The 16,275-nt window shown below is 57.3% G+C and carries 14 protein-coding genes and 1 tRNA gene; 10 read left to right on the forward strand and 5 right to left on the reverse strand.

The annotated features are described in order from the left end of the window. Window positions 1-19: 19 nt before the first annotated feature. Window positions 20-901, reverse strand: coding sequence for a helix-turn-helix domain-containing protein (locus DXH95_RS11365; RefSeq protein WP_115549660.1), 882 nt, complete (start codon window positions 899-901; stop codon window positions 20-22). A 97-nt stretch (window positions 902-998) separates the two neighbouring features. Continuing rightward, window positions 999-3,215: a TonB-dependent receptor gene (locus DXH95_RS11370; RefSeq protein WP_181883660.1), complete on the reverse strand. Its 2,217-nt coding sequence runs from the start codon at window positions 3,213-3,215 to the stop codon at window positions 999-1,001. Window positions 3,216-3,969: 754 nt separating this feature from the next. Here DXH95_RS11370 and DXH95_RS11375 point away from each other — a divergent pair. The 6 genes from DXH95_RS11375 to DXH95_RS11400 all read left to right on the forward strand — a co-directional run bounded on the left by DXH95_RS11375 (window position 3,970) and on the right by DXH95_RS11400 (window position 10,360). Further along, window positions 3,970-4,494: a fimbrial protein gene (locus DXH95_RS11375; RefSeq protein ID WP_115549662.1), complete on the forward strand. Its 525-nt coding sequence runs from the start codon at window positions 3,970-3,972 to the stop codon at window positions 4,492-4,494. 141 nt (window positions 4,495-4,635) lie between these two features. Beyond that, window positions 4,636-5,391, forward strand: coding sequence for a hypothetical protein (locus DXH95_RS11380; RefSeq protein WP_115549663.1), 756 nt, complete (start codon window positions 4,636-4,638; stop codon window positions 5,389-5,391). A 96-nt stretch (window positions 5,392-5,487) separates the two neighbouring features. Next, the gene (locus DXH95_RS11385; protein ID WP_115549664.1) at window positions 5,488-6,291 is read left to right on the forward strand and encodes a fimbrial biogenesis chaperone; all 804 of its coding nucleotides are present in this window, start codon (window positions 5,488-5,490) and stop codon (window positions 6,289-6,291) included. 245 nt (window positions 6,292-6,536) lie between these two features. Then, window positions 6,537-8,909 (forward strand): fimbria/pilus outer membrane usher protein, encoded by a 2,373-nt coding sequence (locus DXH95_RS11390; protein WP_239016627.1) that lies wholly within the window; start codon window positions 6,537-6,539, stop codon window positions 8,907-8,909. Between the two features lie 9 nt (window positions 8,910-8,918). Then, window positions 8,919-9,824, forward strand: a complete 906-nt coding sequence (locus DXH95_RS16235) for a hypothetical protein (protein ID WP_239016628.1) — start codon at window positions 8,919-8,921, stop codon at window positions 9,822-9,824. 197 nt (window positions 9,825-10,021) lie between these two features. Beyond that, entirely contained in the window at window positions 10,022-10,360 is a 339-nt protein-coding gene (locus tag DXH95_RS11400; RefSeq protein ID WP_115550153.1) for a hypothetical protein, read from the forward strand. A 93-nt stretch (window positions 10,361-10,453) separates the two neighbouring features. Here DXH95_RS11400 and DXH95_RS11405 read toward each other — a convergent pair. Beyond that, window positions 10,454-10,529, reverse strand: a tRNA-Thr gene (locus tag DXH95_RS11405). Window positions 10,530-10,718: 189 nt separating this feature from the next. Between DXH95_RS11405 and DXH95_RS11410 the strand changes: the two genes are divergently transcribed. The 4 genes from DXH95_RS11410 (at window position 10,719) to DXH95_RS11425 (ending at window position 14,418) form a co-directional block, all read left to right on the forward strand. Then, the gene (locus tag DXH95_RS11410; protein WP_115549666.1) at window positions 10,719-11,108 is read left to right on the forward strand and encodes a hypothetical protein; all 390 of its coding nucleotides are present in this window, start codon (window positions 10,719-10,721) and stop codon (window positions 11,106-11,108) included. Window positions 11,109-11,181: 73 nt separating this feature from the next. Next, complete coding sequence (locus tag DXH95_RS11415; protein ID WP_115549667.1) at window positions 11,182-11,670, forward strand: copper chaperone PCu(A)C; 489 nt, start codon at window positions 11,182-11,184, stop codon at window positions 11,668-11,670. Continuing rightward, on the forward strand, window positions 11,657-12,301 hold the full coding sequence (locus tag DXH95_RS11420) for an SCO family protein (protein WP_115549668.1): 645 nt from the start codon (window positions 11,657-11,659) through the stop codon (window positions 12,299-12,301). The genes DXH95_RS11415 and DXH95_RS11420 overlap by 14 nt, the downstream gene beginning before the upstream one ends. Window positions 12,302-12,327: 26 nt before the next feature. Beyond that, window positions 12,328-14,418, forward strand: coding sequence for a TonB-dependent receptor plug domain-containing protein (locus DXH95_RS11425; RefSeq protein ID WP_115549669.1), 2,091 nt, complete (start codon window positions 12,328-12,330; stop codon window positions 14,416-14,418). 8 nt (window positions 14,419-14,426) lie between these two features. On the opposite strand, the gene DXH95_RS11430 is transcribed toward DXH95_RS11425, so the two are convergent. Beyond that, the gene (locus tag DXH95_RS11430; protein ID WP_115550154.1) at window positions 14,427-15,200 is read right to left on the reverse strand and encodes an enoyl-CoA hydratase; all 774 of its coding nucleotides are present in this window, start codon (window positions 15,198-15,200) and stop codon (window positions 14,427-14,429) included. Then, window positions 15,197-16,246 (reverse strand): enoyl-CoA hydratase/isomerase family protein, encoded by a 1,050-nt coding sequence (locus tag DXH95_RS11435; protein ID WP_115549670.1) that lies wholly within the window; start codon window positions 16,244-16,246, stop codon window positions 15,197-15,199. The genes DXH95_RS11430 and DXH95_RS11435 overlap by 4 nt, the downstream gene beginning before the upstream one ends. Window positions 16,247-16,275 lie beyond the last annotated feature (29 nt).

Here is a 16,275-nt window from a genome sequence, read left to right on the forward strand (position 1 = left end):
GGCTCTCCATAGGAAAAGGTTAGCCTGCCCCCGCCCGGCGACGCTGATCGCGATATTCGCTGGGTGCGATGCCCGCATATTGGCGGAAAGCGCGGCTGAAATGGCTTTGGCTCTGGAAACCGGTCGCTTCGGATAAGGCCGCAAGCGTCAAATCGGTTTGCACGAGCATCTGTTGTGCCCGGTCGAGCCGGGCCTTCATCACATATTGGTGCGGCGTAATGCCTGTCGCTTTTTTGAAGATGCGGCAGAAATGCGGTGGCGTAACCCCTGCGGTTGCCGCCATTTCCTCAAGGCTATGTTCGTCGGCGGGGTTCGCCAATATGGCGTTCATCACCTTGTGTAGCCGGTAAGCAGAAAAATCGCTGACCGGGATTTCGGTCGGGTTGCCATGCGCAGGAGGGCCAGCAAGGATATGCGCCTTGAGCGCATTGACCATCGCTGCGACATAATGTTCGCGCTCGTCGGCATCGGGTGCATATAGTTCCGACAAGATTTGCCGGGTGAGGGCAACTCCCAGCGGATCGGCAAAGGCGAAACGCAATTTGCTGAACTGCTCGGTCGCCGAGATGTTTTTGAGCAGATCGGACAAAACCGAGAGCGTCACCGCATCCAGTTCACCATCGACGAGCCAACCGCTGGGCATCCCCGATGGCTGGATGGTGGCGCAGCCGGGAATCGAGCTCGACTGGCTCCAGCCGTCCTTATCCCACGTCTTGATCTGTGGCTTTCCCGATATGTGGACGATGAACATGGGGTCGGGCAAAGGCGGTAGGGCATAGCTGCCGACAAATTGTCGCCAGCGGCACAGCGACCAGCCCTCTCCTATCGACCCCATTTCCACGTCGGGCGCGCGGCCCAGCACGTCACATATGATCGCGCGATTATCCCAATGCGTCGCCATCAGCCTCTCTCCTTCACTCCTGAGGAGAGCTTAGCCAGCTTGCGCGCGGACGGAAGCCCGAAACGCAAGATGGAAGCAAGGCGACGCATCGGATACATCAGAAGGCGGCGCGTACCGAGATTCCATAAGTGCGCGGTGCGCCGGGCACGAGGAAGTTGTAAGGAAAGCCTGCGCCACGAAGATCGAGGCCGTAGCCATAGACCTTTTTGTTGAACAGATTGTTCCCCCACGCTCGCACGGTGAAACTGTCATTCGACCAGCCGAGCGAAGCGTTGACCTTTGCAAATCCCTTTTGCTGCAGCTCCGAATTGACCTGTGGCGAGCCGACGGCGTTGATCGTATTGAACGGTGAGAAATATTGCCGACTTGCGTAGTTCACATTGGGCGAGAAGGTCAGCTTTCCGCCTCCCAGTTCCGCCACATCCCAGTCAAAGCCAGCCTGTGCCGTCAGCTTTGGCGAGAAGGGAAGGTCATTGCCGGACAGATCAGTACCCTGAAGGGTCAGCTCTTTATACTTGGTTTGCAAAAGGCCGAGCGCAAAGTTGAGTGAAAAGCCGTCAGACGGTTTGACTGTCGCTTCCAGCTCTGCACCATAGACTTCGGACTTGGGCGTGTTGACCAGGAAGGAGACCGGCCCGGGCCGCGTATCCTGTAGCTGCTGGTTAGTGTAGTCATAGTAGAACAGCGCAGCTGCCAGCGTCAAAACCCGGTCGAAATAGCGACCCTTGAAGCCCAGTTCATAGGCGTTGACTCTTTCAGGCTCGATATAGCTGATGCCAGCTGACGAGGTGTAGCCGCCACCATTGACCGCCCCGGCGCGATAGCCCCGGTTGAAACTGGCGTAGAGCAAACTGTCATCGGGAAGAGTGTAGCTGAGCGCGATGCGCCCCGTCAGCGCATTATTGGTATCGCGCAATGCGATCCTCGCGGCAGGATCATAGGCACAGGTGCCAGCAGGTGTCGCACAAGGTACGGTCGTTGCAATCGGCGTTGGTGCATCATCAACCGTTCCAAGGAACAGGAAAGCGAAAGCATCATCATAACGCGATTTGTCCTTGGTGTAGCGGGCGCCCACTGTCAGCACGAGTTGGTCTGTCAGGTTGATGTCACCCTGCGCAAAGACCGCATAGGATTTCCGCACTTGCCTATAATGCTGATAGAAACCGCCTGCGGGCGGGAGCGGCAGGTTGAACTGGTTGTCGGTAATGTTCCGGTCCCAGCCATAAAATACTCCGCCGACCAGATTGAGCGTATCGCTGCTATAGTTGAGCCGCATTTCCTGACTGAATTGGCGGTATTTCGATTGCCAGGTGATGTCGAGAATATCGAGCGGTGAGCCATCGGCTGCCTGCTGCAAATCCTGCTTGCCGCCATCATAGGATGTGATTGATGTCAGACGAACCGCTTCGGACAGATCGACGCCGACCGTTCCAGAAAAACCCCAGGCATCGGTATTGTTGTCTCCGACGCGGCTTTCATTTGTCTCGAAAAAGCCCAGTCCGGTGCGGAAGGCGCCGAGCCCATGTACCCCGGCCTGCGTGCCACGGTCGCGTCCGCCATAGGCTTTTAGAACGATGTCGAGACCGCCATCGCCGGGCTTGATGCGCAATGTTGCACGGCCTTGCAATGTGTCGACCGAATTGGGGTCGCGTCCGCCGGCGAACAGGTTTTTCATCTGTCCATCGCTCTTGGCATAATTCACTGCGAGCCGAAGGCCGATACTGTCTTCACTCAACGTGGTTTCGACGGCAGCCTTGCCAGTGAATGCATCAAAATTGCCATAGCCCAGTTCAACATAGCCGTTGGAACCGCTAAGCGACGGTTTCCGGGTGATGAAATTGACGGCACCGCCGGTTGTGTTCCGTCCGAACAGCGTGCCTTGCGGCCCACGCAGCACTTCAATCCGGTCAAGATCGAACAGCCCCATGCCATGGCTGGTGCGCGGGGCGAGATAAACATCGTCGATATAAACACCGACGGGCGAAGCCTGGTTTGAATTATACTCATTGGCAACGCCGATTCCGCGAAGTGAGAAATTGGGCTGGGTGTTGCCGAACGGGCTGTTTATCTGAAGGTTGGGAACGGCTGCAGCCAGTTCGGACGAATTGTCGATACCCTTTTGCGCCAGATCGTCGCCGCCCAATGCCGAAACGGCAAGTGGCACATCGAGCAGTGATTGTTCCCGGCGCTGGGCAGTAACGACGATTTCGTCATCATTGTTTGCGCCATCAGAAGTTTCCTGCGCCAGAGCTGTTGTTGATGTCGACGCCAGCAATGCAGCAAGCGCAGTTATCCCTTGCGAAAATCCCCTCATCCTCTCCTCCTCCATATGGCGCTCCTACGCCAGTGTTGGAGGTGTTAGGGACGATTACGTGACTTTGCTTTAGATGGCGTTGTTCGCAGATTTGACATTTCTTGCGCAAACTAGGGGCAGCATGTTCGGCCCCGAAAAATCGGTTCCATGCAGAAATGGAGCATACAAATCGCGCCCAAATGATTGCAACTGGCTAATGCAATGCGTTTTTGAGGAAGCTGGTGCCGCTTACGTGACTCGAACACATGACGCCATCATTACGAATATGACCAACGCGTTCTGAGAAGCCCAGAAAATCGAAGCATTTCGGGAGGCAAAGTTGAAGCTAAACGCCAAGACCCATTAGGTTCCTAAACTCGGCGAAAAGCAGAATTGCACCGTTAACTTTCAAAGCTGCTATCATTGACCGCTAACTCCATCAAAATCAGCATTCGATCTGCGCACATGAGTTAATGAATTTCTTTTGGTCGAAGCCTGAAAGTGTCCTTAAACAGTACAATTAGCCTTGGCGCATTCGCTGGACAGTCAATCGCCAGTTCACGAAAGCCGCGGAATTCCGGGGATTTGTAACGCCACGTCAATTTACGCAAAGGCAAATATGTCACATGGAATAAAACTTTAGGTCTAGAAATACCCCAAAAGGCCTATTAACACCTTGTTAACTAACGGGGGTGAGTCGGGTCGTGACTCCCATCTATCAACGCTGAAGCTTCGAAAAAAATAACGAAGAGGCGAGGCGCGAAAAGGGGGTGTCATGCGGGGCTTTCTGCTTGCCTGCGTAGCTGCGCTTGTGTCGGTGCCTGCTTTTGCAGGCGAAGTACAAAGTGCTCGGTCTATCGATATTGCTGTCAACGGCACGATTCCGGCGCAATGCGCGATCGGTGCAATTGCCGATTTGGATTTTGGCGATCTGGAACGGCGTGGGCTCGGCATCAGAACGCCCGTTGCCTTCAGTTGCAACCTACCATTCAATATGACCATCAAGAGTGCAAACGGCGCACTTACCCACGCGTCTATGCCACGCGGACAGGGCCCCTTTGGCGGCCAGCTCCCCTATACCCTGGGTGTACAAATGCCGGTTCGGCATCCCGCAGTCCAGATGGTCAGCCGCACATTCGACAGCCGCCAGCTGCTGTCTGGCGGGGTCATTTCCAGCAACGGCGGCATTGCGACCGACAATATGCTGCTCTCGGTCGAACTGGGAACGCCCAGTGGCGAGGCCGGGCTGCTGGCAGGCGAATATTCGGAGACGATCACGATCACCGTGACTCCGATTTGAGTTTCGTCCGGGGGGCAATTCCACGGGCGAAGAATAAGCCAATGGGGCAGGCATCGATGTCCCAGCGGCGTGCGACTCTCACGATGCGAATAGACGCCGCGTACGGGAAACCGGAACCGGCAGAAATGAAGGAAGAAAGCTATGAAGAAGTTTCTTTTGGGCACTGCTGCAACCGCAGCACTGATGGCGATTGCTTCGCCTGCTTCGGCACAGACGGCGCAGTTACACTATGCCGGTGGCCCCTTTACTCAAACTAACCCGACCGGCTTTCAGCTCATTGGGACGGCTGCTAACGAACTTGCTCTCTTGGGCGGCATTGGCACTCGCTACACTGCAATTGCCGGTGCATTGCCAAACACGACCCCCGCAACCCCGGTTGTAACCGTTGCGTTCAGCCTTTCTGGAACCGTCCAGAAGGACTGTTCTTTCTATGCAGGTAACAGCTCGGCAGCGACCACTTTGGACTTCGGCGTGATCGGTGTTCGCACCGGTAACAATGAAAATGTAAGCAGTGCCTTCGAAATGGTTGGCCCTGCTGTAGCAGCTGTCGACACACTGACCGCCGGCTGCAACTTCAACAATGAAGTCAAGATCGTGAAAGCCAATGGCACCAGCGGCATGGTCAATCCGACCACCAGCGGCTATGACAGCAACCAGTTCCAAAAGAACATCCCGTACAGCGTGAATGCATCGTGGACCGGTGTTCCGGTGAACACTGTGGCTGCGGGTTCGGGTCAGACGCTGAACGTGGCCACCACTGCTGCAAATGGTGCCCTGCAACAGGGTGCATGGCGTTCCGCTATGGACATCGACTTTGTTGCTCCTGCGATCACCGCAAAGGGCCTGGTCGCTGGTGCATACAGCGATACAGCCACACTGACGCTGACTGCGCTTTAAGTCCAAGCGTAAACTTTGAAGCGAGGGGGAGGAGAAATCTTTCCCCTTTCTTCACGAATACCAAATAGTCGAAAAAATGTATCAGGGGGCAACAGAATGTTCTTCGTAGCGGCGCTTCGGCGTAACATCCGTGCTGTGCTGGCGGTACTGGCTGCGATTGTGATGATCGTCACACCGGCCATTGCGATGCGGGTTTCCCCCATGGTGGTCGAGATGGAATCGCGCGGTAGCAAAGCCATTGCGCGCGTCGAAGTTCAAAACATCAATGCCGGAAAGCTTGCCTACCAAACCAGGGTTTTTCGGATGGAAATCGACAAAGACGGTGTTGTGACGGAAACGCCCGCTGATGACCAGTTTCTAGTGTTCCCGCCGCAAGGAGCATTACCTGCGGGTGGTCGCCAGGTAATTCGGCTGCAATGGGTTGGCGATGCCGAGCTCGCCGCGTCACAGGCTTATTATGTTTCGGTCGAGCAATTGCCTGTTCCTTTCGAACCAGGAAGCGCCGATTCAGTCGGCGCTCAAGTCCAGATTCTTTACAATATGCGCGCGCTGGTTGTCGTTGCGCCTCCCGGGGCTAAACCAGAGGTGAAAGCTGCCGGCGTCAAGCAGGTCAATTACCAGCCGCCAGCGCTACCCGGCGCTACAGACAAGCCGCCCTTGCAGGATGGTGTTGAAGTCACGTTGCGCAATAGTGGCCGCCGCCATGCGATGATGTCCAATTTCGGTTGGCAGTTTGAAGGGACTGACGCGGAAGGCAAGTGGCTTCGCGTCGATGTGTCCCCCGAGGAACTCAATCGCGTGGTCGGCACCGGCTATGTACCGGCGATGGGCGAACGCACCTTTCGACTCCCCATACCGGGTTTCGGGCCGGGCCCGATCAAGCTTTCATTCCAGCAATGACGTTAAGTTACGTCCTTTCCTCGCTGGCATTTCTTGCGACGCCGTCGATCGCCGGGGGTGCGCAGGCGACGATACCACTACCGCGGACGCCAGCCCCGCAACCTCCTTCACCTGACGCCAGCGCAACCCAAACAACCATACCCCTGCCCAATAGGTCGCCATCCCCTCCGGAATCAACCGAACCCCAAATACCATTGGGACCGCATGGAAGGCCCGACATAAATCCCTATAACCGCGATATCGACATGACGGTGCCGCTGACCTTCCTCAACCGCAGTCTGGGCGAAATTCCGATGCGATTGACGGCCGATGACCGGTTTTTGCTCGAATCCGAAGCGTTTGTCCGCTTGATGAAGCCAGTGCTCAATGACGCTGCGCAGATCGAGCTTTCCACCAAGCTACAACCTTTGCCGCAGTTCGGCCCTGATGATCTTGCCCAAACCGGGGTAGAGCTGACCTATGATCCAAGTACGCTCGCTGTGGTCGTGGTCGAAGTGGAGCCTGAAAGGCGCGCAGTGCAAAATCTGTTTGCCCCGCCGCAGGATGACGAAAACGATATCACCCTGCAACTGGCCAAATTCTCATCCTATATCAACTTCAGTGCAACCGAGACTTATATCTGGGAAGAAAGTAAGGCCCAGCGCCCCACGATAAATATCGATGGTGCCGTGCGGGTTGGGAACTTCGTTTTCGAAGGTGATATGCAGCTTGGCGAGCGGTTCGGAATTTCCGGGGACGAGTATAAGCTTACGCGCAACTATGCCCGCTTTGTATATGATGAACCCGAAAAGTATCGCCGCTGGTTTGCGGGCGATCTCGATCCAGAGATTCGCGGACAGCAATCATTCGTGTCGATGGGCGGGGCTGGAGTCCTTCGCCAGAAACGTCGGTTCAATACATTTCGTTCCGCTGTCCTTCAATCGGATCGCCAGTTGATTTTGCAACGCGAATCGACGGTCCGATTCTTGCGCAACGGCGCTCTTTACCGCGAACTCCGGCTTCAACCAGGCCGATATGACTTCAGCTCGCTTCCGTTGATAGCGGGTAGCAATGATGTCGACATACAGGTTACCGACACTAGCGGTGCGGTTCAAAATCTGTCCTATCAGCAATATCTGGATCCGATCGACCTTGATCCGGGTGACTATGAATATGGCGCCTTTCTGGGCCCTACGAGCAGCCGCTTTGGTAGAGCTCCAGATTATAAGGGCCCGGTCGCTTTCAGCGGGTTTTTCCGCAAAGCTTTTCTGAACCGTCCAGCTATCGGTGTGGGCTTGCAGGCAAGCAAGAATGTGCAGACCTTGACCGGGCAAACGCAGTTCATCCTGCCCAATGGCGGTCGACTGTTAATGGACGGCGCGGCGAGTAACTCGAAGCGAGCCGGGCAGGGATTTGCCGGTGGTATAAGCTACGAACATTTGATCGACCGAAGTGGACTTTCAGACAGCCTCACTTTGCGCGCAGACTATGTATCACCCAGATTCGCGACGTTAGGCAATCTTGACGGTATCAACACGACTTCTGTCTCGCTTTCGGCACAGTATTCGCGACAGTTCGATTTGCGTTTCCTTACGTCAACGACGGCAACCTATCTGAAGGGTCGCAACGGATTGAACGACAGTTACCGCATAGGCACCACTGGATATTACCGCCTGAATCGGGAATGGACATTCAGGGCAGGCGTCGACTACGCCAAGTATCCGTCCGCCGCATCACGTGGTGGAGGCTTCAGCGTCAGCATAGGCATTTCATTCCAGCCCGATTACCGCCGCCGTGCTGAAGCGCGCTACGAAAGCCGCGACGATTTGCAGGAATTGTCATACAACCAAAGCGGTCTCAATCAGCTGAATAGCGTCGGATTCGGCGGCTTGCTGGCGCGGCAGGATGGTAACGCCCGCGCGCAGGGCTATGCGGCTTATTCTGCCAACCGCTTCGATGCCTCAATCAGCCATGCAAGCTTTGGGCCGTCGATTTCCGATTTTGGTGCAGTGAATGCTACTTCGGTTCGATTTGGCACCACATTGGCTTTTGCCGACGGCATGTTCGGCGTCGGTCGCCGCATCAATGACAGCTTCATGCTGCTCAAGGGTCACGAAAATCTCGGCAAACGCAGCGTAGTCGCCGGACAATCGCTCGCGCAAAACAACTATATCGGCAAAAGTGGAGCATTGGGCGCTGCTGTCAACAACTTCCTTGGATCCTATACGACCCAATCGGTACAATATGATGTTGAAGACCCGCCGACCGGTTATGATATCGGCCCGGGCGTGTTCCGGGTACGCCCGGCCTATAAAAGCGGATTCGCGGCACGCATTGGTACCGATGCTTTTGCCAGTGCGACAGGAACGCTGGAGCTTGCCGCAGGAAAACCGGTATCGCTGATCGGTGGTCGTGTTACCCTGCTGGACCTCAAAGAGGGCGAAAATCCGCAGCCCATACCGTTCTTCACCAACTCGATAGGTCGCTTCGCTATCGCCAATCTGTTGCCCGGTCGGCGATATCTGGTTGAAACATACGGACCCAATGGCACCATCAACCATGGGTTTGAATTTGCTGTCCCATCGGACACCGCTGGATTGGTCGATCTCGGCTTTGTCCGGCCAACTGCACCGAAATAGGAGAACCACATGTTCCGTTCGCTTTTTCTTTTCGGAATTTCGCTGTTGGCAGCACAAGCCCATGCTCAATCGCCGGTTACCTCATCGGCGCAGTGTCAGCTCCGCGTCACGGCCAGCCCGGCCAGCTGGATGATCAACGGCATCGATCCATTCAGCGAACAGATCGCTGAAGGCACGTTCAGCGCAATGATTGTCAATGAAGGCAACGCCGACTGTCGCTTCACACCCGTGTTTGAGATGCGTCAACCGCCGTTTGGCCTCTCCAAGGGAACCGGTAAGCCCATTCGCTATGCTCTGATCAACCTGACGGAATCGCTGGACGTCACGCCACGTGCCGGAAGGTCGCAACGAAATCCTTCGGGACGGGAGATGGTCCTCAAGCCGAGGGAATCGCGCTCGATACTTTACAAACTGGCGGCCGATCTGGATGATATCCGCGATTCCGGTACTTTCACGCAAGATTTGACGCTAGAGGCGCTTGACGGGCAGTTTCGCTCGCTTGGCGGCGCGCCGGTTGTTGTCGGGATGACCGTTCTGCCATCAGCTCGTATCGGCCTTACCGGCGCGTACTCGATGAATGACGGCCAGGCCGTTGTTGATCTGGGCGAACTGCGTCCGGGGGTTGCGCCAGTGCCCCTGCAGCTTCGTGTTAGCAGTACTGGCGAATATGACATCAGCGTGTCATCTGCCAATTCGGGGAAGTTGCGCTTGGGTGCGAGCGATTGGTCCATACCCTATTCTGTTGCAATTGGCGGGAATAGCATCAACTTGAATGGCGCAAGCATGCTGGCCGGGCCGGGCGGTTCGGGCTTCAAACGAGACAGCTTGCCCATCCAATTCCTGATCGGCGATGTCTCTGATAAGCGTGCGGGAACATATAGCGATGTCATATCGATTTCGGTGACAGCGCGATAAGGGGCGATCGCCTCCAATCGTTAATGCGTCATTAGCCACGCCGGAAAACCCTAACTTAGCTGCAAACCGCTATCTCCGATGCAATTCACATTGCCTATCGGAAAGGATAGCGAATGTTCGGAAAATTCTTCATTGGCTCAGCTGCTCTTGCTTTGGCTGCGACGCCATCAGTGGTACTTGCCAATTCAACAGCTAGCTTGAACCTGCGACTTGTCGTCCCGGTGCATTGCTCGGTCCAATATGAAGGCCTTCCCGGCTTGGAAACATCTTCAGGTCGCATTTCGCTGGGTAATGTCAGAGAATATTGCAATGCATCCGGCGGCTATGAACTGGTAATGGCCTATGCGCCGGGATCGCTGCGCGGTGCGACAGTTCAAGTGGGAGGCGAAGTAATTGTCCTCGACGGTTCGGGGCGTGCAGTGCTTAGCCGCGAATCTGGACCAAAGATGCAAACTCGGCCGGTTTCCATTCTGCCCGGCGCCAACGGCATCGACACGAACCAGTTGGCGATAGATATCCATCCAATACAGGGATAGGCAATCCGCCATAGCGTCCCAAGCAGTACCCACGGGCGTTGCCTTTTATAACGCCTTTCCGCTGTATCTTCGGGATTTCCCTTCTGAAAGGGCTGGTGCCGCTTACGTGACTCGAACACGTGACCCCATCATTACGAATGATGTGCTCTACCAACTGAGCTAAAGCGGCGACCGGCGGGCGCTTACCAGTGTGCACGGCGCAAGACAAGCCCTGTGCTGGTTTGCTGTCTCAATAGCAAAGCGACGCACGCCGAGTGGCTGTTGGTTGCCAAAAGCGCAATCGAGATAGGCCATTTCTATCGTGACAACATAGCTCCACGCGCCTATCCGCCCGCCCATGGCCCGATGGCGGACTCTTATGCAAACCTATGCCCGGCTGGCGATGATGCTGGTCGTCATGGCGTTGCTGGTCAAGGCCATGCTTCCTGCAGGATTTATGCTCGCGCCAACCAGCAAGAGCTTTACCGTTGCCATCTGCGCCGATGGCAGTGGCGAGATGCAGACGCGCACTGTCACCGTTTCGGTAGAGAATGGAAGCAATGGCGGTAAGGTCGATCATGCCCAATCGGGCAAGGGTTGCGCCTATTCTGCTCTGTCTGTCGCGTCGACCGCGGGGGTCGACGCGCCGCTACTGGTTCTGGCGCTTGCCATCCTGCTTCTGATCGGGCTGGCACCAGCGCCGCGTCTCTCGCTTGCGATTGCCCATCATCTGCGTCCGCCATTGCGTGGTCCTCCGGTACAAGCCTGACCTTTCACACCTGAATAGTCAGTCTGGCTGATCCGCCCATGCGGCGTGTATCGGCCTATCCGGAGTAATTTTCATGAAGTTCAAAAGAGCATCCCTGCTTGCCGGGCTGGTAGTGCCCGTGCTCGCCACCCCCGTCTTGGCCCACAATTTTACCATAGGAAAAATAGCCATTGGCCACCCCTGGACCCGCGAAACAGCCGCTACGCAAAGTGTTGGCGGTGGGTTCCTGAACATCCGCAATAACGGCAAGACCGCTGACCGGCTGGTGTCGGCAAGTTCGCCATTCGCCGCCGAAGTGCAGATTCACACGATGAGCATGGACGGCGGGGTGATGAAGATGCGCCAGTTGAAAGACGGCATCACAATTCCGGCCGGTCAGACGGTCGAGCTGAAACCCGGCGGACTGCACATCATGTTCATCGGATTGAAGCAGCCCTTCAAAAAGGGTGGCCAGATTCCGGCGATGCTGAAATTCCAGAAAGCAGGCTCGGTCAAGGTCAGCTTTGCCGTCCAACCCGTAGGCTCCGCCGCGCCGATGGAGGCTGGCCATGCCGGACATTGATGACATGCCAGCTGGCGGGATCGCCGCCATTCGCAAACTGCTTTGGCTGATGGCGGCGGTCGCCGCGTTGCTGGGGGCTTTGCTTTATTTCGGTCTCGAAGGCAGCGGCGCAGACAAACAGACGCCTGTTGCCGCCAAGATGCCCTTTGGCGGGCCGTTTGAACTGACGGGGGCCGATGGCTCGGTTTTGACCGAGCAAAGCCTCGCCGGGAAACCCTATGCGATCTTTTTCGGTTTCACCCGCTGCCCCGATGTCTGCCCGACGACGCTGTCGCGGATGGCGCTATGGCGCAAGCAGCTTGGCAAGGATGGCGACAAGTTCAACATCGTCTTCGTTTCGGTCGATCCGGCGCGTGACAAGCCCGCTGATATCGGTAGCTATGTAGAACTGTTCGATACGCCGATCATCGCAGCCACCGGAACCGACGCGCAACTGGCGCAAATCCGCAAAGGCTTTGGCGTCTATGTGAAGAAGGTTCCGCTCGATCCTGCGAAGCCCGGTGGAGATTACACCATCGACCACACGGCTGGTGTCTTCCTGATGGATGCGCAAGGCCATCTGTCATCGATCATCGACCATCACGAGGCCGAGAGCACCGCGCTGGATAAGCTGCGGATGCTGGTCGGCTGAAATCCATTTTTCCGAAAGAAATCGAAATGAAAAACATACTTTATCTGGGCGCTGCCTTTCTGGCGGTGTCGACGGGCCCTGCTGCCTATGCACAGTCTGCCACCGACAATGCGGATGACTATTTGATCGTCGTTTCCGCCCAGCGCACCACGCCACTCGAACTGGATCGTGAGGCGGAGGAGGAGTTAGCCACTGGCCCCGATGCGGCCGCGTTTATCGCGCGCCAGCCAGGGATGGCGCTGGTCGACAATGGTGCGCTATCGGGACAGGTGCAGATGCGCGGGCTATTTGGCGAGCGCATCCTGCTGCGCATAAACGGGCAGCATTTTGCTACCGGGGGGCCGAATGCGATGGACCCGGCGATGCACTATGCGCCGATGGCGCTGATTGAACGCGTTGAAATCGCGCGCGGCACCGCGCCGGTACGCGACGGGCCGGGGCTTGGCGGCGGCGTCAATGCGGTACTTAAACAGTCGGGCTTTGGCAAGGCGGGGGCCTTGGCCCCGCAAGTTGACGTTTCGGCGCAATATCGCCGTGTCGATGAAAGCGTTGCGGTTGGCGGCATGGCAGGCCTCGCCAACGACCGCATCCGGATTGGCGCGATCGCGTCCTATGAAAAAGGCGATGACACGCGCTTTCCGGGTGGCCGCGTGGGCGGAACGGGGTATGAGCGCGCCGTCTATGGTGTGCATGCGGGGTTCAAGGCTGGACCCGGAGAGCTGTCGCTTGAGTATCGGCGGCAAGATACCGGGCGCTCGGGTAATCCGCCCTTTGCGATGGACATCATCTATTTCCACACCGATTTCCTGCGCGCCGGATTCGAGGGCGAACTCGCCGAAAATCTGACGCTGGAGATGCATATTGCCTATGCGGGTGTCGAACACCGGATGAACAATTTTGACCAGCGCCCTGCGCCGGCGGTTGCGGCCACACGTCAGTCAGATACCTATGCCGATACCCTGGGTGCCGGACTATCGCTACGCTTTGGCGTACCGGATCGGCACATCCGGGTTGGTGCAGATTTCGAGCAGATCGATAAGGGCTTCATGCTCTACAATCCCCTGGCACCTGCCTTCTATATTCACCCGCTCGATAGGGCCAAAAGCGATCGGATTGGTGCTTTTGCCGAAGCACGGACGACGCTGGGCCTGATCGATGCTGAACTGGGTGTGCGGCTTGATCGGCACGGCGCAAGCACCCAAGTGCCGCGTTTCGGCCCCGGCGTTCCGGTGGGGCCAGCCAATCTGGCGCGCGCCTTTGCCAATAGCGACCGTGACTGGATCGGCACCTCGGTCGACGCGGCTTTGCGGTTATCCGCTGATCTGGGCAGCCTCACCCCCCGCCTGACGATTGCCCGCAAAACCCGAGCGCCAAGCCTGGTTGAACGCTTCTCCTGGTTGCCCACGGAGGCGAGTGGTGGGCTGGCCGATGGCAACATCTATGTCGGCACAGCTTCGCTGAAGATCGAGAAAGCGTGGCTGGCCGAGGCCGGTCTGGATTGGAATGGCCAAAGCGCATATGCCCGCCCGCTGGTTTATTACCGTCGGCTCGATGATTTCATCCAGGGCGTGCCCTTTGATGCGACGCCGGGCGTGCTCGATACGCCCGTCGAAATGGTGGCGGCAACAAGCGGTGACCCGACACCGTTACGCTTTGCCAATGTTGATGCCGAAATTTACGGGGCCGACATCGCTTTTGGAACGAGGATTGCAGGCCCGTTGCGACTGGATGGCGTTGCCAGCTATGTTCGCGGAAAGCGACGCGACATATCGGACAATCTCTATCGCATAGCGCCTGCCAGCGCCCGTGTCGCACTGGCGTGGGAGGCGGAGCGATGGTCGCTGGCGGCGGAAGCGCTGGCGGTTGCGAAACAGCAAAAGACCTCGGCGACCAATAGTGAGCTGCCCAGCAAGGGCTATGTCACCTTCAACCTGTTCGGTCACTGGCTGGTCCGTGACGGACTGCGCCTTGATGCCGGGATCGAGAATGTGTTCGACAGATATTATGTCGAACATCTTGCCGGATATAATCGCAACAGCGGCTCAGATGTGGCCTTGGGTGCGCGCCTGCCAGGCGCAGGGCGTTCGGGCTTTGTCCGGCTGCGCTGGCAGATGTGAAGAAGTGATTAGCGCCCGGTCCAGTTGCCCGGGCGCTTTTCGATGAAAGCGGCCATGCCCTCTTTCTGGTCTTCGCTGCCGAACAGGCCGTGGAACAGGCGGCGTTCGAAGACGACGCCTTGCTGCAACGTGGTTTCAAATGCGGCGTTGACCATTTCCTTGGCGGCGATGGCAGCCAGCGGGGCCATACCGGCGATGGCTTCAGCTGATTTCAGGGCTTCCGCGACGAGGTCTGCCGCAGGCACGACGCGGGCAACAAGACCAGCGCTTTCGGCTTCGGCGGCATCCATATTGCGCCCGGTGAGGCACATTTCCATCGCCTTTGCCTTGCCCACAGCGCGGGTCAGGCGTTGCGACCCGCCCATGCCGGGGGTGACCGCCAGCTTGATTTCCGGCTGGCCGAATTTGGCGCTGTCGGCGGCGATGATGAAGTCTGCCATCATCGCGAGTTCGCATCCGCCGCCGAGTGCCCAACCGGCAACCGCTGCGATCCAGGGTTTGCGCGTTGCGGTTACGCGGTCATAGCCCGCGAAGAAGTTGGAACCATACATGTCGGCAAAGCTCTGGCTCGACATTTCCTTGATGTCGGCCCCTGCAGCAAAGGCCTTTTCACTTCCGGTGAGGACCGCACAACGCTGGCTGTCATCAGCGTCAAATTTGGCAAAGGCATCGGTCAGGTCGGCCAGCACCTGACTGTTGAGCGCATTCAATGCCTGCGGGCGGTTGAGCGTGATCAGGGTGACGCCACCCTTTTGTTCGACGAGGATGGTTTCGTAGCTCATAGCGGTTTCCATTCTTCTTGTGTCGGCAGCGGCGCAAAGATGGCGTCGAGCAACTCTTCGCTCACGCCTTCGGCCGTGGCCGGATTCCATTTGGGGGCATTGTCCTTGTCGACGATCACCGCGCGCACGCCTTCGGCAAAATCGGGGCGGACAAGCACGCGGCTGCCGATGCGATACTCCACGCGCATATTGTCGGCGAAATCATCAAGGCTTGCGCTGGTCGCCAATTGGCGGAGTGCGACCTTGCAGGTCTGCGGGCTCTTGGTGCGCAGCGTGGCGAGTTCCTTCATCGCCCAGTCGCTGTCGTCGCCTTCAAGGCTCGCCAATATGTCCTCATAGCGGTCCGACGCAAAATGCCGGTTGATGGTGAGGATGTTGCTCACAATCCGCGCCTCTGGTGGTGTGGCCGATAGCGTCCCCAAAATGCCGTCGATACGTTCGACATCCTCGGTCGCAATCCGTGCCTTAGCTTCGGCCAGTGACTCGCTGGAAAGATAATGTGTAGCCAATCCAAGCTCGAGGCATTCGGCACCGTCCAGCCGGGCGCCCGTCAGCGCGAGGAATTGCCCGACGCGCCCTTCAAGCCGTGACAGATACCATCCACCGCCCACATCGGGGAACAGGCCGATCCCGGTTTCGGGCATGGCAAAGCGGGTGTTCTCGGTCGCAACGCGGAACCGTGCAGGCTGGCTGATGCCAACGCCGCCACCCATGGTGATCCCGTCCATGAAGGCGACCACCGGCTTTGGGTAAGTGAACAGCAAATGGTTCAATTGATATTCGTCGTGGAAGAATTTGCGGCCCGACTCGCCATTGTCGTTGAGCGCAGAATTGCGCAGGAAAGCGATGTCGCCGCCCGCACAGAAACCGCGCCCTTCGGCATGGTCGATGATTACGCATTTGACCGCGTCGTAATCCTTCCACTTCAGCAATGCCTGGCTCATCGCATGCACCATAGGCAGCGTCAAAGCATGGATCGCGCCCGGGCGATTCAGGCTGATAACGCCTGCATGCCCTTCGATTCGAGTGAGGATATCGTCTGTCATCGCCGCCCCTATGCCGATGCCTGCCGCCT

This window comes from Sphingorhabdus pulchriflava (genome assembly GCF_003367235.1).
Classification (GTDB): Bacteria; Pseudomonadota; Alphaproteobacteria; order Sphingomonadales; family Sphingomonadaceae; genus Sphingorhabdus_B; species Sphingorhabdus_B pulchriflava.